The organism is Gandjariella thermophila (assembly GCF_005405885.1).
Lineage (GTDB): Bacteria > Actinomycetota > Actinomycetes > Mycobacteriales > Pseudonocardiaceae > Gandjariella > Gandjariella thermophila.
Window position 1 is genome coordinate 14090 of sequence record NZ_BJFL01000037.1, and the last position, 20109, is coordinate 34198.

19 protein-coding genes are annotated in these 20109 nt (G+C 72.4%); 17 read left to right on the forward strand and 2 right to left on the reverse strand.

The genetic code is table 11. From position 1 onward, the window contains the following. Nucleotides 1-155 precede the first annotated feature (155 nt). From dnaK to FFT21_RS24045, 4 genes are read left to right on the forward strand one after another with little or no spacing between them, the layout of a single operon-like run. A complete protein-coding gene (gene dnaK / locus FFT21_RS24030; protein ID WP_137816203.1) occupies nucleotides 156-2000 on the forward strand; it encodes a molecular chaperone DnaK in 1845 nt (614 codons plus the stop codon). A 35-nt stretch (nucleotides 2001-2035) separates the two neighbouring features. Then, nucleotides 2036-2788, forward strand: coding sequence for a nucleotide exchange factor GrpE (grpE, locus tag FFT21_RS24035; protein WP_225978706.1), 753 nt, complete (start codon nucleotides 2036-2038; stop codon nucleotides 2786-2788). Nucleotides 2789-2821: 33 nt separating this feature from the next. After that, nucleotides 2822-4015, forward strand: coding sequence for a molecular chaperone DnaJ (dnaJ, locus tag FFT21_RS24040; protein ID WP_137816205.1), 1194 nt, complete (start codon nucleotides 2822-2824; stop codon nucleotides 4013-4015). 32 nt (nucleotides 4016-4047) lie between these two features. Next, nucleotides 4048-4500 (forward strand): heat shock protein transcriptional repressor HspR, encoded by a 453-nt coding sequence (locus FFT21_RS24045; RefSeq protein ID WP_137816229.1) that lies wholly within the window; start codon nucleotides 4048-4050, stop codon nucleotides 4498-4500. Between the two features lie 140 nt (nucleotides 4501-4640). Here FFT21_RS24045 and FFT21_RS24050 read toward each other — a convergent pair whose 3' ends face one another. Further along, nucleotides 4641-5744, reverse strand: a complete 1104-nt coding sequence (locus FFT21_RS24050) for an FAD-binding oxidoreductase (protein ID WP_137816206.1) — start codon at nucleotides 5742-5744, stop codon at nucleotides 4641-4643. A 428-nt stretch (nucleotides 5745-6172) separates the two neighbouring features. Here FFT21_RS24050 and FFT21_RS24055 point away from each other — a divergent pair, with 428 nt between their 5' ends. The 8 genes from FFT21_RS24055 to FFT21_RS24090 all read left to right on the forward strand — a co-directional run bounded on the left by FFT21_RS24055 (nucleotide 6173) and on the right by FFT21_RS24090 (nucleotide 14273). Further along, on the forward strand, nucleotides 6173-6658 hold the full coding sequence (locus tag FFT21_RS24055) for a MarR family winged helix-turn-helix transcriptional regulator (RefSeq protein ID WP_225978707.1): 486 nt from the start codon (nucleotides 6173-6175) through the stop codon (nucleotides 6656-6658). 148 nt (nucleotides 6659-6806) lie between these two features. Beyond that, nucleotides 6807-7331, forward strand: coding sequence for a MarR family winged helix-turn-helix transcriptional regulator (locus FFT21_RS24060; RefSeq protein ID WP_192909723.1), 525 nt, complete (start codon nucleotides 6807-6809; stop codon nucleotides 7329-7331). Between the two features lie 481 nt (nucleotides 7332-7812). Further along, nucleotides 7813-10428, forward strand: a complete 2616-nt coding sequence (gene clpB / locus FFT21_RS24065; RefSeq protein ID WP_137816208.1) for an ATP-dependent chaperone ClpB — start codon at nucleotides 7813-7815, stop codon at nucleotides 10426-10428. A 130-nt stretch (nucleotides 10429-10558) separates the two neighbouring features. Next, nucleotides 10559-11308, forward strand: coding sequence for a TtfA family protein (locus tag FFT21_RS24070; RefSeq protein ID WP_137816209.1), 750 nt, complete (start codon nucleotides 10559-10561; stop codon nucleotides 11306-11308). Nucleotides 11309-11364: 56 nt separating this feature from the next. Next, nucleotides 11365-11928 carry an orotate phosphoribosyltransferase gene (gene pyrE / locus FFT21_RS24075; RefSeq protein ID WP_371856854.1) on the forward strand — a complete coding sequence of 188 codons (564 nt, stop codon included), beginning with the start codon at nucleotides 11365-11367 and terminating at the stop codon, nucleotides 11926-11928. Between the two features lie 72 nt (nucleotides 11929-12000). Further along, nucleotides 12001-12474 (forward strand): DUF2784 domain-containing protein, encoded by a 474-nt coding sequence (locus tag FFT21_RS24080; RefSeq protein WP_225978708.1) that lies wholly within the window; start codon nucleotides 12001-12003, stop codon nucleotides 12472-12474. Next, the gene (locus FFT21_RS24085; RefSeq protein WP_137816211.1) at nucleotides 12431-13081 is read left to right on the forward strand and encodes a TrmH family RNA methyltransferase; all 651 of its coding nucleotides are present in this window, start codon (nucleotides 12431-12433) and stop codon (nucleotides 13079-13081) included. Before FFT21_RS24080 ends, FFT21_RS24085 begins: the two co-directional genes overlap by 44 nt. A 61-nt stretch (nucleotides 13082-13142) precedes the next feature. Further along, complete coding sequence (locus FFT21_RS24090; RefSeq protein ID WP_137816212.1) at nucleotides 13143-14273, forward strand: glycoside hydrolase family 76 protein; 1131 nt, start codon at nucleotides 13143-13145, stop codon at nucleotides 14271-14273. A 62-nt stretch (nucleotides 14274-14335) separates the two neighbouring features. On the opposite strand, the gene FFT21_RS24095 is transcribed toward FFT21_RS24090, so the two are convergent. Then, entirely contained in the window at nucleotides 14336-15337 is a 1002-nt protein-coding gene (locus FFT21_RS24095) for a LacI family DNA-binding transcriptional regulator (protein ID WP_137816232.1), read from the reverse strand. 188 nt (nucleotides 15338-15525) lie between these two features. On the opposite strand from FFT21_RS24095, the gene FFT21_RS24100 reads away from it, so the two are divergent. From FFT21_RS24100 to FFT21_RS24120, 5 genes are all read left to right on the forward strand, one after another. Continuing rightward, nucleotides 15526-16557, forward strand: a complete 1032-nt coding sequence (locus tag FFT21_RS24100; RefSeq protein ID WP_137816213.1) for a substrate-binding domain-containing protein — start codon at nucleotides 15526-15528, stop codon at nucleotides 16555-16557. Between the two features lie 64 nt (nucleotides 16558-16621). Continuing rightward, nucleotides 16622-17602, forward strand: a complete 981-nt coding sequence (locus FFT21_RS24105; protein WP_137816214.1) for an ABC transporter permease — start codon at nucleotides 16622-16624, stop codon at nucleotides 17600-17602. After that, nucleotides 17599-18414, forward strand: coding sequence for an ATP-binding cassette domain-containing protein (locus FFT21_RS24110; protein ID WP_137816215.1), 816 nt, complete (start codon nucleotides 17599-17601; stop codon nucleotides 18412-18414). Before FFT21_RS24105 ends, FFT21_RS24110 begins: the two co-directional genes overlap by 4 nt. Then, nucleotides 18411-19328 (forward strand): PfkB family carbohydrate kinase, encoded by a 918-nt coding sequence (locus FFT21_RS24115; RefSeq protein ID WP_137816216.1) that lies wholly within the window; start codon nucleotides 18411-18413, stop codon nucleotides 19326-19328. Before FFT21_RS24110 ends, FFT21_RS24115 begins: the two co-directional genes overlap by 4 nt. A 29-nt stretch (nucleotides 19329-19357) precedes the next feature. After that, nucleotides 19358-19987 carry a nucleoside/nucleotide kinase family protein gene (locus tag FFT21_RS24120; RefSeq protein WP_137816233.1) on the forward strand — a complete coding sequence of 210 codons (630 nt, stop codon included), beginning with the start codon at nucleotides 19358-19360 and terminating at the stop codon, nucleotides 19985-19987. Nucleotides 19988-20109 lie beyond the last annotated feature (122 nt).

The following is a 20109-nucleotide window of genomic DNA, read 5'->3' on the forward strand; positions in this document are numbered from 1 at the left end:
TCGGGAACACCGTGACGTGGTGCCGCGTTGAGGCTGGCAGAAAGGTTGAGCGCGACCGGCTCAAGTCTTGTTTGACGGTCGGTCCGGTGCTCACGCAGACTTGAGCTGAGGCCGCTCAAGAGAGCGGCAGGACCACGGCATACCAGGAGGGATCAATGGCGCGAGCGGTCGGCATCGACCTGGGGACGACCAACTCCGTCGTCGCCGTCCTCGAGGGCGGTGAACCGACGGTGATCGCCAACTCCGAGGGCTCCCGGACCACGCCGTCCATCGTGGCGTTCGCGAAGAACGGCGAGATCCTGGTCGGCCAGCCGGCGAAGAACCAGGCCGTGACCAACGTCGACCGGACCATCCGGTCGGTCAAGCGGCACATGGGCACCGACTGGAAGACCGAGATCGACGGCAAGAAGTACACCCCGCAGGAGATCAGCGCGCGGGTGCTGATGAAGCTGAAGCGGGACGCCGAGGCGTACCTGGGCGAGGAGATCACCGACGCGGTGATCACCGTGCCTGCGTACTTCGAGGACGCCCAGCGGCAGGCCACCAAGGAGGCCGGCCAGATCGCCGGCATGAACGTGCTGCGGATCGTCAACGAGCCGACGGCCGCCGCGCTGGCCTACGGCCTGGAGAAGGGCGAGAAGGAGCAGACCATCCTGGTCTTCGACCTCGGTGGCGGCACGTTCGACGTGTCCCTGCTGGAGGTCGGCGAGGGCGTCGTCGAGGTCCGCGCCACCAGCGGTGACAACCACCTCGGCGGCGACGACTGGGACCAGCGGATCGTCGACTGGTTGGTGGACAAGTTCAAGGCATCGCACGGCATCGACCTGACCAAGGACCGGATGGCCATGCAGCGCATCCGGGAGGCCGCGGAGAAGGCCAAGATCGAGCTGTCCAGCTCCTCGACCACCAACATCAACCTGCCCTACATCACCGTCGACGCGGACAAGAACCCGCTGTTCCTGGACGAGAGCCTGTCCCGGGCCGAGTTCCAGCGGATCACCTCCGACCTGCTGGACCGCTGCCGGTCCCCGTTCCACAACGTGATCAAGGACGCCGGGATCAAGGTGGCCGACATCGACCACGTGGTGCTGGTCGGCGGCTCGACCCGCATGCCGGCGGTGACCGAGCTGGTCAAGGAGCTGACCGGCGGCAAGGAGCCGAACAAGGGCGTCAACCCGGACGAGGTCGTCGCCGTCGGCGCCTCGCTGCAGGCCGGCGTGCTCAAGGGCGAGGTCAAGGACGTCCTGCTGCTCGACGTGACCCCGCTGTCCCTCGGCATCGAGACCAAGGGCGGGATCATGACCAAGCTCATCGAGCGCAACACGACGATCCCGACCAAGCGCTCGGAGATCTTCACCACGGCCGACGACAACCAGCCGTCCGTGCAGATCCAGGTCTACCAGGGGGAGCGGGAGATCGCGGCGCAGAACAAGAAGCTCGGCATGTTCGAGCTGACCGGCATCCCGCCGGCCCCGCGCGGCGTCCCGCAGATCGAGGTGTCCTTCGACATCGACGCCAACGGCATCGTGCATGTCACCGCGAAGGACATGGCGACCGGCAAGGAGCAGGGCATGACCATCACCGGTGGCTCGGCTCTGCCCAAGGACGAGATCGACCGGATGATCAAGGACGCCGAGGCCCACGCGGAGGAGGACCGCCGCCGCCGCGAGGAGGCCGAGGTGCGCAACCAGGCCGAGACGCTCGTCTACACCACGGAGAAGTTCGTCAAGGACAACGACGAGAAGCTCCCCTCCGACGTCAAGGAGAAGGTGACCAAGGCGGCCGACGAGGCCAAGGAGGCACTGAAGGGCACCGACGTCGCCGCCATCCGGGCCGCGATGGAGAAGCTGACCACCGAGTCGCAGGCCATGGGCCAGGCGATGTACGCGCAGACCGACGCCTCCGCCGCGGGCGCCGGCGACGGTGGCGCGTCCTCGTCCTCCGGTAAGGCCGACGACGTGGTGGACGCCGAGATCGTCGACGAGGACGAGAAGAAGTGAGTGCCAACCACGAACCAGCGCGTAGTGGTGCACAGGTGAACGACCAGGGGACCGAGGAGCCGAGAGTCGTGGTCCGGGACCGTCGTCGCATTGACCCACAGACCGGGCAGGTTCGTGCCCCCGCCGCCGGCCAGCAGCCGGCGGCGGGCGCGGCGGAGGCCAAGGAGGCCAGCGCGCCCCAGGAGGCCAAGCCGTCCGGCCGGCATGCAGCTCCGGAACCCGCCGGCGAGGCCGGCGGGGCCACCGTCACGGTCGACGCCGGGGAGGTGGAGGAGCTGCGCAAGCAACTCGACGAGCGCACCGCCGACCTCAAGCGGCTGTCCGCCGAGTACGCCAACTACCGCAAGCGGGTGGACCGGGACCGCGAGCTGGTCGCGTCCACCGCCAAGGGGCAGCTGGCGAACGACCTGCTCCCGGTGCTGGACGACCTGGAGCGGGCCGAGACGCACGGCGACCTCACCGGCGCGTTCAAGGCGGTCGCGGACAAGATCATCGCAACGCTGAACAAGGCCGGCCTGGAGGCGTTCGGCCACGAGGGCGAACCGTTCGACCCCTCGGTGCACGAGGCGGTACAGCACAGCACCTCGCCAGAGGTGAACGAGCCGACGGTCACGGCGGTGCTGCGCCGCGGGTACCGCTTCGGCGACCGGGTGATCCGGGCGGCTCTGGTCGGGGTGACCGACCACGAACCGGAGCCGGCCACTCCGGAGGTTCCGGTGGCCCCGGGCATCCCGGAGCCGCCCACAGCGGAGGCACCCGGTGACAAGCCCGCAGAAGAACGCGACTGACCGGCGACGGGACGAGAAGGGAGGGGGCGTCCGGTGAGCGAGAGGGACTGGCTGGAGAAGGACTTCTACCGCGAGCTGGGCGTCTCCCCCGACGCGTCCCAGGACGAGATCAAGAAGGCGTACCGGAAGCTCGCCAGGGAGCTGCACCCGGACGCCAACCCCGGCAACGCCGAGGCGGAGCGGCGGTTCAAGACCGTTTCCGAGGCGTACGGGGTGCTCGCCGACCCGGCCAAGCGTAAGCAGTACGACGAGGCCAGGAAGCTGTTCGGGGCGGGAACGTTCCGCCCGGGCGGCGGTGGCTTCGGCGGGTTCGGCACCGGCCCGGGCGCCGGCGGCTTCGACCTGGGCGACCTGTTCGGCGGCCCGATGGGCGAGGCGGGCGGCACCGGCGGCCTCGGCGACCTGCTCGGCGGCCTGTTCGGCGGTCGCCGGGGCGGTACCACCTCGGCCACCCGGCCGCGCCGCGGCGAGGACGTGGAGACCGACGTCCGGATCGACTTCACCGAGGCGGTGCGCGGCGCGACCGTCCCGCTCCGGCTGTCCAGCCCGGGCGCCTGCGGCACCTGCAGGGGCTCCGGTGCCCGGCCGGGCACCACCCCGAGGACGTGCCCGACCTGCGCCGGGGCCGGCCTGGTCACCCGCAGCCAGGGCGCGTTCGCGTTCTCCGAGCCGTGCCGGGACTGCCGGGGCACCGGTCGGATCGTCGACCAGCCGTGCCCGGAGTGTCGGGGCAACGGGGTGAGCACCCGGACCAGGACGCTCAACGTGCGCATCCCGGCCGGGGTGGACGACGGCCAGCGCATCCGGCTGGCCGGCCAGGGCGAGCCCGGCCGCAACGGCGGACCGTCCGGCGACCTCTACGTGCGGGTACACGTCAACCCGCACCCGGTGTTCGGCCGGTCCGGCGACGACCTGACCATCACCGTGCCGGTGACCTTCCCGGAGGCGGTGCTCGGCACCACGATCACGGTGCCCACCCTGGACGGGAAGGTGTCACTGAAGATCCGCCCGGGCACCTCCAGCGGCCAGGTACAGCGCGTGCGCGGCCGGGGCATCCGGCGGCGCGACGGCCGGCAGGGCGACCTGCTGGTCACCGTCCAGGTGGCGGTCCCGTCCAAGTTGGACGGTGCGGCCGAGGACGCGCTGCGAGCCTACGCCGAGGCCACCGCCGGTCAGGACCCGCGGGCCGACCTCACCGAGCTGCTGAGGAGGAGTGAGTCGCCTTGAGCACCTCGTTCTTCGGTGGTGGATTCGACGACATGGCGCCGCGCGCGGTGTCCTTCCCGCCCGGCGCCACCGAGGACACGCCGATGTTCGTGATCTCGGTGGCCGCCGAGCTGTCCGGCCTGCACGCGCAGACCCTGCGCACCTACGACCGGATGGGCCTGGTCTCCCCGGGCCGCACCCCGGGCGGCGGGCGCCGTTACTCGCTGCGGGACATCTCGCTGCTGCGCGAGGTGCAGCGGCTGTCCCAGGAGGAGGGCGTCAACCTCGCCGGGATCAAGCGGATCATCGAGCTGGAGCAGCAGGTCGCCCAGCTCCGCGCCCAGGTCGCCGAGCTCCACGAGCAGCTTGCCGCCGCGCACGCGGCCGCGGAGCAGGCCGCCGCCATGGTGCACGCGTCCTACCGGCGCGACCTGGTGCCGTTCCGCCGGCCGGAGACCGCCCTGGTCGTCTGGCGCCCCGAGCGTCGCCGCCGCTGGCGCCGCTGAGGAGAGATATCACGGCCGCCGCGGACGGCGCCGTCGCGCGGCGGCCGGCAGCGCGCGAAGGCGACCTGTGGCTCCCGGCGGGGTTTCGACCGCAGGTGGGGAACCCCGGCGAACCTGATCGTCGTGCGCGCGGAAACCAGTCAGTCCACAGTGAACGGGTCGTAGCGGACGCGGTCCAGCGGGGTGCCGGCGACCAGCATCCGGGACACCGTGGCCCGGATCATCGCGGGTGAGCCGCTGACGAAGACGTCGTGCTCGGCCCAGGCGCCGTACCGGGTGACAGCGTCGGCGAGGGTGCCGTGCTCCATGCCGCGCGCGCCCGGATCGGACTCCACCACCGGCACCACGGTGAGCCACGGGTTGGTCACCGCCAGGTTCCGCAGGGTCTCCAGATCGTAGAGGTCGTCGCGGGTGCGGCCGCCGAAGAACAGGTGAACGTGTGGGTTGTCGCCCCACTGGGCCAGTTCCTCGACCATCGCCCGCATCGGCGCGACCCCGGTGCCGCCGGCGACCATCAGCACGTCCCGGCCGGCCGTCCGGTCGATGCCCAGCCGGCCCATCGGTGAGCCCAGCTTCCACACGTCGCCCGGCCTGGTCTGGCTGACCACCGCCCGGCTCACCCAGCCACCCTCCACACCGCGCACATGGAACTCGATCACGCCGTCCTCGCGTGGCGCGTTGGCCGGGGTGAAGTACCGCCACAGCCGGGGCCGCTGCGGCGTCTCCACGCTGACGTACTGGCCGCCCTGGTAGGGCAGCGGGTACTCGGGCTGCACCCGGACGATCGCCAGGTCCCAGCTCAGCCGCTCGTGGTGCACCACGTGCGCGGGCCAGTACGCCGGGCCGTCGTCCGCCGCGGCGGCCTCCTGCATCGACCTGGCCATGATCGTGTACGCCTCGGCCCAGGCCATCTCCACCTGCGGCGTCCACATGTCGCCGAGGTACTTCTTCAGCGCCGCCAGCAGCGCCGTGCCCAGCGCCTCGAAGTGGCTGGCCACCACGCCGAACTTGCGGTGGTCCCTGCCGAGCTGGCGGAGGAACGGGATCAGGTCATCCGGCCGGTCCACCATCTGCACAAAGTGGACGATCGCCCGCATTAACCGGCTACGCTGCACGTCCATGTTGATCGGGAACATCTCCCGGGTGGCGGGCGCGATGGCGAACAGCATGCTGTAGAAGTAGCGTGCGATCTCGTCCGCCTGCGGTTCGGCGACCGCCCAGCTCTGCCGGATCAGCCGCACCATCGCGGTGACGGCAGGTGGCGGCTCACGACGTGGCGGCGTGGGAGGTATGGGGCTAAGCACGGCGTTTGCTGTCATGGTCAGCGCGAAGTCTCCACGTTGTCCGGGCGTCGATCAAGGCGCCCCACCTGCCAACGAGCGTGCGTCCCCCGACCGTGTGGACCCTAACCCCTCGACCCGGCTACTGACCCCTTGATGCCACCTTCGAGTACGTTCGGCTGAGAAGAGCTCACCGATCGTCGTGTTCCTGTGCCGCGAATGGGGGTACCGCGGGCGATTCGCCCCTTCGGCGGTACCACGCTGTAACTCAGCGGTCACCGCCGCGGGGACGCCCGCGCGGTGTCCGCAGCAACTCGGCGCGAGGCATGGACGCCCGGACGGGTGCCCGGCGACCGCGATCAGCCGGCTGGCCGGCGGGATAGCGTGCCACCGTGGTCGACGTGGTCGGGCGGGAGGCGCCGGTGCAGCGAACCAGCACCCAGCGGGAGGACCGGAGGGCCGCGGCGCAGGCCGTGGAACGGGAGCTTTCCGTGCTCTTCGGCCGGGCGCGCAGCCTGTCCCTGCTGTTCGCCGCCGAGGTGCATCCCGGGCTGGACGCGGCGTCCTACGCGCTGCTGCTGCACCTGGTCGACACCGGCCCGGTCCGCGCCGCCGAACTGGTCGAGCGCACCGGGCTGGACAAGTCGACGGTCAGCCGGCAGATCGCCCGGCTGATCGAACTCGACCTGGTCGAGCGGGTGGCCGACCCCTCGGACGGCCGGGCCAGGATCGTCCAGCTCACCGCGACCGGCCGGGACCGGCTGGACCAGGTACGCGAGCACCGCCGGCGGCGGCTGCGGGAGCGCCTCGAGTCGTGGTCCGCCGACGACATGCGGACCCTGTCCGGCCTGCTGGCCCGGCTCAACGAGGCGCTGTAGGCCGCGGCCGCCGGGTCCGGGTCCGCGCGACCGCCGTTCTCGAGATCACGCGCCCGGCCGACCGGGATGGCCCGGATGACCGCTTAGCCCGGCGGTGCGGCGAGAGGTAAAATGGTTGCGTTGAGCAACTATGTCGGGGAGGTCGCGGATGGGCCCCACGCCCGAAGCCTGCCTGGAGCTGCTGCGCACCCTCCGCTCGCTGTTCCAGCTCAAGCACGCGCTGGTGATGCGGATCTGGCAGGACGACTACGGCCTGCACCCCGCCGCCGGCGGGCTGCTCGGTGAGATCGCGCAGCGCGGCGAGGTACGCACCTCCGACCTGGCCCTGCACCGGGCGGTCGATCCGTCGGTGATCAGCCGGCAGGTCGCGCAGCTGGTCAGGGCCGGCCTGGTGAGCCGCCGCCCGGCGCCCACCGACGGCCGGGTCACCCTGCTGTCCGCCACCGCCAAGGGCGCCGAGGCGTTGCGCCGCTGGCAGCAGGCCCAGGCCGAGTTCGTGCAGCAGGCCATGGCCGGCTGGGACGACTCCGAGGTGATGGAGCTTTCCAAGCGCGTCGAGGCGGCGGCCACCGACCTGTGGGCCGCGCTGCGGCCGGCCGAACCCTCCGGCGACGCCCCACAAGCCTCCGACACCTCCGCCTCCTCCGGGGTCGATGCCGCCCTGCCGCGCTGACGCTGGCCGCCGCGTCGTCATCGGCGAGTACCGCGAACCCCGTATTCCGGTCGGCAACGACGGCTCCTGGTGGCCCTGACACGCTGGCCGCCCGGGTCACCGCTCGTTCACCTGCCGAATCACTCGGACGGCGGTAGCCCGAGGCCCTGTGGACCCTTCTGTCGACAAGCCTGTGGATAGCGAACTGGGGATTGTGGAGAACTGCCCCGAGCCTGTGGACATCTTCCGGCGACATGTGGGTGACTGGCGGCCCAACCCGCGTTGACCTGCGGCACAACCCCGGGTGACGGGCGTCACGGCCACCGCGGGTGCCCCGGCGTCGAGCCATGGTTCGGAGCGGCCGCTGTGTCGCCGACCACACCCCGTCGCCCCGCCGACTTGAGCGGAACACGCTCAACTTTCCTAACGTTGTGCTTGATGATGGCTCTGGTCATGCTCGTGACCGGGGCCGTGGTCGTGGGACGTGCCGACGAGGTGAGGGATGGACGCTTTCAACCCGACGACGAAGACCCAGCAGGCGATCTCCGCCGCGGTGCAGGCCGCGTCCGTGGGCGGCAACCCCGAGGTCACCCCGGTGCACCTGCTGTCCGCGCTGCTCGCCCAGAGCGACGGCATCACCACGCCGCTGCTCGCCGCGGTCGGCGCCGATCCGGCGCAGGTGCGCACCGAGTTGGAGCGGCTCGCCCACACCCTCCCTTCGGCGACCGGAGCGACCGTCTCCGCCCCGCAGCTCTCCCGGGATTCCGGCCGGGTCCTCAGCCACGCCCAGCAGCTGGCCACCGAGATGGGCGACGAGTACGTGTCCACCGAGCACCTGCTGGTCGGTCTCGCCGAGGAGGGCGGCCGGGTGGCCGACCTGCTGCGCCGGCACGGCGCCACCCCGGACGCGCTGCGTGAGGCCTTCACCAAGGTGCGCGGCTCGGCCCGGGTGACCAGCCCGGATCCGGAGAGCACCTACCAGGCGCTGGAGAAGTACGGCGTCGACCTCACCCAGCGCGCGCGGGACGGCAAGCTCGACCCGGTGATCGGGCGGGACGCCGAGATCCGCCGCGTGGTGCAGGTGCTGTCCCGGCGCACCAAGAACAACCCAGTGCTGATCGGCGAGCCGGGCGTGGGCAAGACCGCGATCGTCGAGGGCCTGGCCCAGCGGATCGTGGCCGGCGACGTGCCCGAGTCGCTGCGCGGCAAGCGGGTCGTCGCGCTCGACCTGGGCGCGATGGTCGCCGGCGCCAAGTACCGCGGCGAGTTCGAGGAGCGGCTCAAGGCGGTGCTCAAGGAGATCACCGACGCCGCCGGCCAGATCATCACCTTCATCGACGAGCTGCACACCATCGTCGGCGCCGGAGCCACCGGCGAGAGCGCGATGGACGCCGGCAACATGATCAAGCCGATGCTGGCCCGCGGCGAGCTGCGCATGGTCGGCGCGACCACCCTGGACGAGTACCGCGAGCACATCGAGAAGGACGCCGCCCTGGAGCGGCGGTTCCAGCAGGTGCTGGTCGGCGAGCCAAGCGTGGCCGACACCATCGGCATCCTGCGCGGCCTCAAGGAACGCTACGAGGTGCACCACGGCGTGCGGATCACCGACGCCGCGCTGGTCGCCGCGGCCGCGCTCTCCGACCGCTACATCACCGCCCGGTTCCTCCCGGACAAGGCCATCGACCTGGTGGACGAGGCCGCCTCCCGGCTGCGCATGGAGATCGACTCCCGGCCCGTGGAGATCGACGAGGTGGAGCGCGCGGTGCGGCGGCTGGAGATCGAGGAGATGGCACTGTCCAAGGAGGACGATCCGGCCTCCCGGGAGCGGCTGGCCGCGCTGCGCGCCGAACTGGCCGACCGGCGCGAGCAGCTTTCCGAGCTGACCGCGCGGTGGCAGCGGGAGAAGGACGGCATCGAGCGGGTCCGCGAGCTGAAGGAGCAGCTCGAGTCGTTGCGCGGCGAGTCGGAGCGCGCCGAGCGGGACGGCGACCTGGGCAAGGCCGCGGAGCTGCGCTACGGCCGCATTCCCGCGCTGGAGAAGGAACTCGAAGCGGCCACCGCGGCCACCGAGAACTCCCCGGAACACCCGGTGATGCTCAAGGAGGAGGTCGGCCCGGACGACGTCGCCGATGTGGTCAGCGCGTGGACCGGCATCCCGGCCGGCCGGCTGCTCGAGGGCGAGACCGCCAAGCTGCTGCGCATGGAGGAGGCGCTGTCCCAGCGCGTCGTCGGCCAGGCCGAGGCGGTGCGCTCGGTGTCCGACGCGGTGCGCCGGGCCCGCGCCGGCGTTGCCGACCCGAACCGGCCGAGCGGGTCGTTTCTGTTCCTTGGCCCCACCGGGGTCGGCAAGACGGAGCTGGCCAAGGCGCTCGCCGAGTTTCTCTTCGACGACGAGCGGGCGATGATCCGCATCGACATGAGCGAGTACGGCGAGAAGCACTCGGTGGCCCGGCTGGTCGGCGCCCCGCCCGGGTACGTCGGCTACGAGCAGGGCGGCCAGCTCACCGAGTCGGTGCGGCGCCGCCCGTACTCGGTGGTGCTGCTGGACGAGGTGGAGAAGGCCCACCCGGACGTCTTCGACGTGCTGCTGCAGGTGCTCGACGACGGCCGGCTGACCGACGGTCAGGGCCGCACCGTCGACTTTCGCAACACCATCCTGGTGCTCACCTCCAACCTCGGCTCGCAGGCGATCGCCGACCCGAACCTGGACGACCGGCAGCGCACCGACGCGGTGATGGCGGTGGTGCGCCAGCACTTCAAGCCGGAGTTCCTCAACCGGCTGGACGACGTCGTGGTGTTCCACGCGCTGGCCACCGAGGAGCTGACCGCGATCGTGGACATCCAGGTCCACGAGCTGGGCACGCGGCTGGCGCAGCGCCGGCTGTCCCTGGACGTCACCCCGGCCGCGCGCGACTGGCTGGCGATCAACGGCTTCGACCCGGTGTACGGGGCGCGGCCGCTGCGCCGCCTGGTGCAGACCGCGATCGGCGACCCGCTGGCCAAGGAACTGCTGGCCGGGGAGATCCGGGACGGCGACACCGTCCGGGTGGACGTCAGCGACGACAACTCCGGGCTGATCGTCGGCCGCGCCGAGCAACCCGCGGTCAGCCACGGCTGACCGCGGTGAACGCCGAGCGTGATCTTCGGCGTTACCGAACGTGCGATCGGTCGGCGTCGTTGGGCCATTCGTGCGACGTGGATCACCAGTGATCTTCGCTGCGGAGCCGCACACCGCTACCCTCGTCAGGGTGGGTATACCGGCGTGGGTCTGGTTCACCGTGGGCGTGGTCGCCGCGGTCGGCGGGTTGGCGTTGCTGGCCACCGACCGGGCGCAGCGCACCGCCCGCAACCGCGAGCGGCGGCGGTGGGCATCGTTGCGTGGCTGGCAGTTCGCCGAGACCGACCAGGTGCTGCCCACCCGATGGCAGAGCGGCGCGATCGCCTACTACGGCACCGGCGTGGCCAAGGACGTGGTCGCCGGCTCCACCTTCACCGCGGACGGCCGCCGCCAGGTCTACGTGCTCGACCACGAGAACGGCGGCAAGGTCACCTCGGTGCTGGTCGCGGTGCGCTGCCGGAAGACGATCCCGGTGGTGGTCGAGCTGTGGCTGCCCAGCGTGCCGTTCCAGCGCGACCAGATGCCCGACCTGCTCGGCCCGGTGGGTCAGCGGTACGCGTTCGTCTCGGACATGACCGCCGCCCGCAGCCTGATCACTCCCGACCTGGTCGAGGCGGTGGAGGAGATCGGCGGGGACGTCAACGTGGTGTGGCTGGAGGGCGACTGGGTGCTGGCCACCGCGCCGCCGAACGCCACCCCGTCCCGGCTGGAGCGGCTGCTGCGTGACCTCGGCGAGGTGGCCGACGTGGTCGACCCGTTCGATCCCGAGCCGGACCCGAACGCGGAGTCCGGGTCCGGCGCGCCCGGTGCCGAGCCGTCCGGATCGGGTTCCGGCGAGGAGCAGGAGTCCAGCTCGTCGGTGAGCCGGAACAACACCTGACCGCCGGCATCGGCTTCCGCGAGCGGCCGCGCCCGCATGTGAGAGGCTGGATGCTCGTGCGAAGTGGACTCGTCTCCGACCAGGCCGCCAAGGCCGAACTCGCCCGGCTGGTCACCGAGCTGTGCGTGGTGCGCGGCCGCGTGGTGCTGTCCTCCGGCCGCGAGGCCGACTACTACGTCGACCTGCGCAGGGCCACGCTGCACCACGCCGCGGCGCCGCTGATCGGCCGGCTGCTGCGGCAGCTCACCGCCGACTGGGACTACGCCGCGGTCGGCGGGCTCACCCTCGGCGCCGACCCGGTCGCCTGCGCGATGATGCACGCCGCCGCGGCGAACGGCGAGGTGCTCGACGCGTTCGTGGTGCGCAAGGCGGCCAAGGAGCACGGCCTGCAGCGCCGTATCGAGGGCATCGAGGTCGGCGGGCAGCGGGTACTCGTGGTGGAGGACACCTCCACCACCGGAGGGAGCGTGCTCACCGCGGTGGACGCGCTCACCGAGGCGGGTGCCAGCGTCGTCGGGGTGGCCACCGTCGTCGACCGCGACACCGGTGCGCGGGAGGCCATCCAGGAGCGTGGCCTGCCCTACCGGTACCTGCTGGGCAAGGCCGACCTGGGTCTGTGAGCGCCGCGGCGGCGGCCCTTCCTCCGGGGTGCGGGAAATTGGCCGGCCAACTGTCAGTGGACCGTTCTACCCTTGAGCGGGGAGGTCGCCATGGCGATCCAGGTGCTCATCGGGGCCACGGTTCTCGTGCACTTCGCGGTGCTCGTGTTCCTGCTGCTCGGTGGTTTCCTCGCCTGGCGGTGGGGATGGGTCATCATTCCGCACGTGCTGATGGCTGGCTGGGCCGCGCTGATCGTGACCGCGCCCGTCACCTGCCCGCTGACCGCGCTGGAGAACTTCCTCCGCGCCAGGGCCGGGGAGTCGCCGCTGGAGGGCGGGTTCATCGACACCTACGTCACCGGGGTGCTGTATCCGACCCAGGACGTGGCGCTGGTCCGCTGGCTGGTCGCGCTGGTGGTGATCATCTCGTGGGTCGGCGCGTTCGTCAGGTGGCTACACGCCTCGGGCGAGGTGCGGCACCCGAGGTGGCTACCGTGCGCCTACTCGCTCAAGGTAAGGCACCATGACCGCGGAACTGGGTCCCACCGAGTGGGCTTTGGCGGGTGAGGTCGGCGTCGGGCCGTGGCCCGGTGACTGGCCCGACGACCCGCGCTACGACCCGGAACTGCTGGCCCACGGCGACCGGCGCAACGTGGTCGACCGCTACCGGTACTGGCGCCGCGAGGCGGTGGTCGCCGATCTGGACACTCGGCGGCACCCGTTCCACGTCGCGATCGAGAACCTCCAGCACGACCACAACATCGGCACCGTGGTGCGCACCGCGAACGCGTTCGCCGCGCGCGCCGTGCACATCGTCGGCCGCCGGCGGTGGAACCGGCGGGGCGCCATGGTTACCGACCGCTACCAGCACGTCTGCCACCATCCGGACGTCGCGTCGCTGGCCGCGTTCGCGGCGGCCGAGGGGCTGACCGTGGTCGCCGTGGACAACACCCCCGGGTCGGTGCGGCTGGAGACCGCCGCACTGCCCCGGCAGTGCCTGTTCCTGTTCGGCCAGGAGGGTCCGGGGCTGACCGAGGCCGCCCGGGAGGCCGCCACGCTGGTCGTCTCGATCGCGCAGTTCGGCTCCACCCGGTCGATCAACGCCGGGGTGGCCGCCGGGATCGCCATGCACGCCTGGATCCGGCAGCACGCCGACCTGTCCAGGGCCTGGTGAGCGCCGCCGAACGGCGCGAACTCGCGGAAACGACGTACCGCGAGGGGTCCATGCTGGGGACATGGAGGCGCATCGCGACGCCGCGTCCTTCGCGTCCATGGCCGGGGTGGCCGAGCGGGCCGTGGAGGCCCGGCACCTGCGGCGGCTGTGGGGCATCCCGGCCACGCTGCTCGGCGTGTCCGCGTGGCCCGCGACGCCCGTGCACCGGCTGCACCTGCCGTGGAACTACTGGTGGCAGGCGCACCTGCTGGACTGCCTGGTCGACGCGCAGGTACGCGAGCCGACCGCGGCGCGGCGGCGGGCGATCGCCGCGCTGATCCGGGGCATCCGGCTGCGCAACGTCGCCGGCTGGCTCAACGACTACTACGACGACGTGGCATGGCTGGGCCTGGCACTGCTGCGCGCCGCCAAGGAGGTCGGCGTGCGCCGTCCAGAGGCCATCGACGCGATCGCCGCGCGGCTGCGCTCGGGCTGGACCGAGCACACCGGCGGCGGCATCTGGTGGCGCCGCGGTGACGACTTCAAGAACGTCCCGGCCAACGGCCCGGCCGCGATCCTGCTCGCCAGGTTGGCCCTGGACTCGGGCGACCCCGGCGACCTCCGTCGCGCCGCGTCCACAGTGGACTGGATCGAGCAGCGGCTGGTCGACCCGGACACCGGGCTGCTCTGGGACGGCGTGCACGCCAACCCGGACGGCAGCGTGCGCGCGCTGGAGCGGGCGCACTACACCTACTGCCAGGGCGTGCACGTCGGCGCCTGCCTGGAACTCGCGCACGCCGGGGACGCCGACCGGTGGCTGGGCCGCGCGGAGCGGACCATCCGCGCGGTCGCCACGCACCTGGCCACCAACGGCGTGCTCCGCGGCCACGGCGGCGGGGACGGCGGGCTGTTCACCGGCATCCTGGCCAGGTATCTGGCCCGCGCCGCGGTGCTGCTGCCCCGGCTGCGCCGGGACCGGGACACCGCGGCCACCGCGGAACTGGCCGCCGACCTGGTGCGCGCATCGGCCACCGCCGCGTGGCGCAACCGCACCGTCGCGCCCGGCGGGCCGCTGTTCGGTTCGGACTGGTCCCGGCCGGCCACGGAACCCCGCCGGCGCACCCCGGAACGCGACCTCTCCGTGCAGCTCGGCGCCTGGATGACCCTGGAAGCCGCGGCCACGCTGTCCCCTATTCGGCATTCAGCGGGCTGAACGGGGGTTTCTGGGACGCTCAAACCTCCGTTCAGCCCGCTGAATGCGTTTGGGGCGAACACTCAGGAATCCGCGGCGCAGCCGCACGAGCTGCGGTGCACGAACGTGGCCGGCAGCCGGACGGTGCGCGGCGGGTGGGCCGGGTTGGCGATCCGGGTGAGCAGCATCCGCACCGCCGTGCGGCCGATGTCGCCGATCGGCTGCGCGGCGGTGGTCAGCGGCGGCTCGGTCAGCTCGGCCCACTCCACCTCGTCGTAGCCGACCACCGCCAGGTCGCGGCCCACCCGCAGGCCGCGCTCCCGTGCCCCGTGCAGCACGCCGACCATCATGTTGTTGTTCGCGGCGACCACGGCGGTCGGCGCCTCCGGCAGGTCCAGCAGCCGGTGCAGGGCGCGCACCGCCGGCTGCACCGCCGACTCGCCGGGGACAACCAGCGCGGGGTCCCACGGCAACCCGGCCTGGCGCAGCGCCAGCCGGTAGCCCTGCACCCGCTCGGCCGAGGTGGACAGCCCGGAGGCGCCGCTGACCAGCCCGATCCTGCGGTGCCCGAGCTGCGCGAGGTGGCCCACCAGGGTCGCGGTGGCCTGCACGTTCTCCGGGCCGACCTGGTCGATCCCGCCCGCCTCGACCATCCGGTCCACCAGCACCGTGGGCATGCCGAGCTGGCGCAGTTCGGGCAGCACCGCCCCGGCCGCGCCGGAAGACGGGGTGAGCAGCAGCCCGTCCACCCGCCGGGAGCGGAGCGCGCGCACCGCGGCCTGCTCGCTGTCCGCCTCGTCGCGGGTGTCCACCAGCAGCAGCGTGTACCCGGCGTGGGTGGCCTCCCGCTCGATGGCCTGGATCAGTTCGGCGAAGTACGGGTTGGCGACCAGCGAGATGGCCACCCCCAGGGATCGGGTGCCGCCGGTGACCAGCGAGCGGGCGATCGCGTCCCCGGTGTAGCCGGTCTGCTCGATCGCGGCGAGCACCCGTGCCTTGGTCTCCGGCGCGACCGGCCGCGTGCCGTTGATGACGTGCGAGACCGTGGTGATGGAGACGCCCGCCAGCCTGGCGACGTCCCGCATCGTGACCACGGCGACCTCCTCGACGCGTCCGGACCGACAGTGTGCCGCATGACCGCCACCTTGATCGAACAAGCCGCAATCGTTTGCGCAAACGCTTGCGGCGCCACCATACACCGATCTAACGTCCCCGCACCGTTCACGACCCGGCCGGGGGCCGTCGGGCGGAAGTCGGGAAACAAGGAGGAGCAATGGGACGACGCGGTCATGTCGGGCTGGCCGCTCGCGGGCTCGCCGTCGCCGCGGCGGGAGCGCTGGCGCTTGCCGCGGCCGGATGCACCAGCCAGAAGGTTGGCGGGTCGGACACCGCCGGAGGCGGTGGCGGGAAGATCAAGATCGGGCTGGTGACCAAGACCGACAGCAACCCGTACTTCGTCGCGCTGCGCGAGTCCGCCAAGGCCGAGGCGGACAAGCAGGGCGCCGAACTGATCGCGCTGGCCGGCAAGTTCGACGGCGACAACGACGGTCAGGTGACCGCGCTGGAGAACCTGATCCAGCAGGGCGCGAAGGCGATCATGGTGACGCCGAGCAACTCCACCGGCGTGATCAACGCCATCAAGCAGGCCAGGGACCGGGGCATCCTGGTCATCGCGCTGGACACCGCGACGGACCCGGAGAACGCCGTCGACGCGACCATCGCCACCGACAACGTGGAGGCCGGCCGGCTGCAGGGCCAGTACGTCAGGGCCGCGCTCGCCGGCAAGGATCCGCACCTGATCATGCTGGACGGCACACCCGGCTCCACCGTGTCCGAGCAGCGGCACAACGGCTTCCTGCAGGGCATCGGCCTGCCCGCGGGCGACCCGCGCATTCTCGGCGCCGAGCCCACCAACGGCGAGCAGAACAAGGCGCAGCAGGCCACCGAGAACCTGTTGCAGCGCAACAGCGAGGTCAACGCCGTCTACAACCTCAACGAGCCGGCGGCCCGGGGCGCCTACGCCGCGTTGCAGGGCAAGGGGCTCGCCGGTCAGGTGGTGATCGGCGCGATCGACGGCGGCTGCCAGGGTGTGCAGGACGTCAAGGATGGCAAGACGGCGGTCACCGTCATGCAGTTCCCCAAGAAGATGGCCGCCACCGGCGTCGACGACGCGGTCGAGTTCGCCAAGACGGGCAAGAAGCCCAGCGGGTTCACCAACACCGGCGCCATGGTGATCACGGACCGGCCGATGCCGGGTATCGACAGCAAGGACACGGCATGGGGACTGCAGAACTGCTGGGGCTGACCACACCGCTCGGGCGCCGGGAGAACCGCCGGCCGGCGCCCGGACGGGGTGATCGGAGGTGGCGATGACCACGGCCGCGGAGCGCAAGCCGAGCGTCGGCGAGTTCATCCTGCGCACCCGCGCGGTGGGCCCGGCGCTGGCGCTGGTCGTCGCGGTGGCGCTGTTCTCGCTGACCACCAGAACGTTCCTCAACGCGGACAACCTGTCCCTGGTGGTGCAGCAGTCGCTGGTGGTCGGCACGCTGGCGCTCGGTCAGACGCTGGTGATCCTCACCAACGGCATCGACCTGGCGAACGCGTCGATCGCCGTGCTGGCCACGCTGATCATGGCGAAGATGGCGCTCGGGGGCGGCTCCGCGCCGGTCGCCCTGGTGTTCGGCATCGTCGTGGCGGTCGCCATCGGGGCGATCAGCGGCGGCGTGGTGACCGGGCTGCGGCTGCCGCCGTTCATCGTCACGCTGGGCATGTTCACCATCGTCACCGCGGCGGCCCGGATCTACGCCTCCGGGCAGAGCTACCCGGTGAGCGATCCGCTGCTGGGCTGGCTGGGCAACCGGCAGTACCTGTTCGGCCGGATCGAGGTCACCTACGGCATGGGCCTGGCGCTGGCCATGTTCCTGGTGGCCTGGTACGCGCTGACCAAGACGGCGTGGGGCCGGCACGTCTACGCGGTCGGCAACGACCCGGAGGCGGCCCGGCTGTCCGGCATCCACGTGCGGCGCACCGTGCTCAGCGTCTACGTGGTGGCCGGCCTGGTGTACGGGGTGGCGGCGTGGCAGGCGCTCGGCCGGGTACCCAACGCCGACCCGAACGCTTACCAGCTCGGCAACCTGGACTCGATCACCGCGGTGGTACTCGGCGGTACCAGCCTGTTCGGCGGCCGGGGCAGCGTGCTGGGCACCCTGGTCGGCGCGCTGATCGTCGCGGTGCTCCGGTCCGGGCTCACCCAGGCCGGTATCGACAGCCTCTACCAGGACGTGGCCACCGGCATTCTGGTGATCGTTGCGGTCGCGGTGGACCGCTTCGCCCGCGGGAGGCAGGCATGACCGAGACGCCGGTGCTGGCGGCCAGGGGGTTGGTCAAGCGGTACGGCCGGGTGACGGCGATGGACGGGGCGGACTTCGAGTTGCTGCCCGGCGAGATCCTCGCCGTGGTCGGCGACAACGGGGCCGGCAAGTCCACGCTGATCAAGGCGCTGTCCGGCGCGGTGATCCCGGACGGGGGCCAGATCCTCGTGGACGGCGAGCCGGTGCGGTTCCACGGCCCGCTGGACGCCCGGCGGCACGGCATCGAGACCGTCTACCAGACCCTCGCCCTGGCCGACGCGCAGGACATCGCCGCGAACCTGTTCCTGGGCCGGGAACGCCGGCGCGGCGGGCTGCTCGGCCGGGTGTTCCGGCTGCTGGACAGCAGGGGTATGCGGGCCGAGGCCGAGCGGGTGCTCGACGAGCTGGGCATCGGCATCAGGTCGATGCAGCAGCCGGTGGAGACGCTCTCCGGCGGGCAGCGGCAGGCGGTGGCGGTGGCCAGGGCGGCGGCCTTCGGTACCCGTGTGGTGATCATGGATGAGCCGACCGCCGCGCTCGGTGTCGCCGAGTCGGCCAAGGTGCTGGACCTGATCCGGCGGATCCGAGACCGCGGCCTGCCGGTCGTGCTGATCAGTCACAACATGCCGCAGGTGTTCGACATCGCGGACCGCATCCACGTGCACCGGCTGGGCCGGCGGGTGGCCGTGGCGTCGCCGCGCACGCACACCATGAACGAGGTGGTCGGGCTGCTCACCGGCGCGCTGCGGATGGCCGAGGACGGCACGGTCGAGGAGGCGCGGCCCACGGTGCCCGCGGGGACCCCGGAATGACCGCCGCGCCCGCCGTCCTGCTGGCCGGGCTGTGCACCGTCGACCTGATCCAGCGGGTGGATGAACTGCCGGCGGCCGGCGAGAAGGTGCAGTCCCGCGCCGTCTCGCTGGTCGCCGGTGGGCCCGCCGCCAACGCCGCGGTCGCGGTGGCCGCGGTCGGCGGCCGGCCCACCCTGGTCACCGCGCTCGGGGGGCACCCGCTGGCCGCGCTCGCCCGCGCCGAGTTGGAGGCGTTCGGGGTGGTCGTGGTCGACGTGCTGCCGGAGCGGGCGGAACCGCCCACGGTGAGCGCCGCCGTGGTGCGGGAGCGGGATGGCGAGCGCACCGTCGTGTCGCACAACGCCGCCGGCATGCCGGTGGACGTGACCTTCGGCGACGCCTACTGGGCGCAGGCCGTCGCCTCGGTGGGCGCGGTCCTGGTGGACGGCCACCACCCGGCGCTCGCGCTGGCCGTGGTCAGGGCCGCCCGCGGCACCGGCGTCCCGGTGGTGCTGGACGCCGGGAGCTGGAAACCGGTGCTGGAGAACCTGTTGCCGCTGGTCGACGTGTGCGCATGCGCGGCGTCGTTCCGGCTGCCCGGCCATCCGGGCGCCGAGGCCACCGAGCGTGCCCTGCATGACCTCGGCGTCCCCGTGGTGACCAGGACCGGCGGCCCCCGCCCGGTGCGCTGGTCGCACGCGCTGCGCGCGGAGTGCGGGGAGGTCGCCGTGCCCGCGGTGGCGGCGCGGGACACACTGGGCGCGGGGGACGTCTGGCACGGGGTGCTGGCCTACGGGGTGGCCTGCCTCGGTCGGGTGCCCGCGGCCGCCGAGTTGCCCTCGCTGATCCGGTCCGCCAACGACGTGGCCGCGCTGCGGGTGCGGCATGCCGGCCCGCGGGCGTGGATCGGGCCGATGCGAGGGAGGGCGGAGTGAGCGTCGAGCGGGCGGACGGTGTGGCCGGGCTGACGGTGCCGTTCGAGGCGCTGGTCGAGCGGGCGGCCGCGCTGGCCGTGCCGGGAACCCGGCGGCTGCTGGGCATCTGCGGCCCGCCGGGCGCGGGCAAGTCCACCCTGGCCGAGCGGCTGGTCGCGGCCCTCGGCGACCGCGCCGTACTGGTCGCCATGGACGGCTTTCACCTGGCCCAGCGGGAGCTGGTGCGGCTGGGCCGGGCGGAGCGCAAGGGCGCGCCGGACACCTTCGACGCCGCCGGCTACGTCGACCTGCTGCACCGGTTGCGCCGCAACGGCCCGGGCGCGCCGGACGCGGAAACGGTGTACGCGCCGGAGTTCCGCCGGGAGATCGAGGAACCGGTGGCCTGCGCGGTGCCGGTGCCGCCGGAGGTGCCGCTGGTCGTCACCGAGGGCAACTACCTGCTGCTGCCGGACCCTCCGTGGCCGAAGGCCCGCGCCGCGTTGGACGAGGTGTGGTTCCTCGCCCCGGACGAGGACCAACGGGTGCGCCGGCTGGTGGACCGGCACCGCCGCTACGGCCGCACCCTGGAGGAGGCCCGCCTCCGCGCCCTGCGCTTCGACCAGGCCAACGCCGACCTGATCGCCGCCACCGCCGACCGCGCCGACCTCGTGCTCCGCTGAGCCGCGACCGCGACCCAGCCGACCGCCGCCGAGCCGGCGGTCCCGCCGACCGGCGACGATCCTTCGGATGGTCGCCGCGGTGACGGCGTCACAGGTCGACTTCGGTACGCACCCCGAAACCG

Coding starts and splice junctions, on each gene's coding strand:
- dnaK (WP_137816203.1), top strand. CDS start 156: ATGGCGCGAGCGGTCGGCATCGACCTGGGGACGACCAACTCCGTCGTC.
- FFT21_RS24045 (WP_137816229.1), top strand. CDS start 4,048: ATGGCGCCGCGCGCGGTGTCCTTCCCGCCCGGCGCCACCGAGGACACG.
- FFT21_RS24050 (WP_137816206.1), bottom strand. CDS start 5,744: ATGGTGCGGCTGATCCGGCAGAGCTGGGCGGTCGCCGAACCGCAGGCG.
- FFT21_RS24060 (WP_192909723.1), top strand. CDS start 6,807: ATGGGCCCCACGCCCGAAGCCTGCCTGGAGCTGCTGCGCACCCTCCGC.
- clpB (WP_137816208.1), top strand. CDS start 7,813: ATGGACGCTTTCAACCCGACGACGAAGACCCAGCAGGCGATCTCCGCC.
- FFT21_RS24085 (WP_137816211.1), top strand. CDS start 12,431: ATGACCGCGGAACTGGGTCCCACCGAGTGGGCTTTGGCGGGTGAGGTC.
- FFT21_RS24090 (WP_137816212.1), top strand. CDS start 13,143: ATGGAGGCGCATCGCGACGCCGCGTCCTTCGCGTCCATGGCCGGGGTG.
- FFT21_RS24095 (WP_137816232.1), bottom strand. CDS start 15,337: ATGCGGGACGTCGCCAGGCTGGCGGGCGTCTCCATCACCACGGTCTCG.
- FFT21_RS24100 (WP_137816213.1), top strand. CDS start 15,526: ATGGGACGACGCGGTCATGTCGGGCTGGCCGCTCGCGGGCTCGCCGTC.
- FFT21_RS24105 (WP_137816214.1), top strand. CDS start 16,622: ATGACCACGGCCGCGGAGCGCAAGCCGAGCGTCGGCGAGTTCATCCTG.
- FFT21_RS24110 (WP_137816215.1), top strand. CDS start 17,599: ATGACCGAGACGCCGGTGCTGGCGGCCAGGGGGTTGGTCAAGCGGTAC.
- FFT21_RS24115 (WP_137816216.1), top strand. CDS start 18,411: ATGACCGCCGCGCCCGCCGTCCTGCTGGCCGGGCTGTGCACCGTCGAC.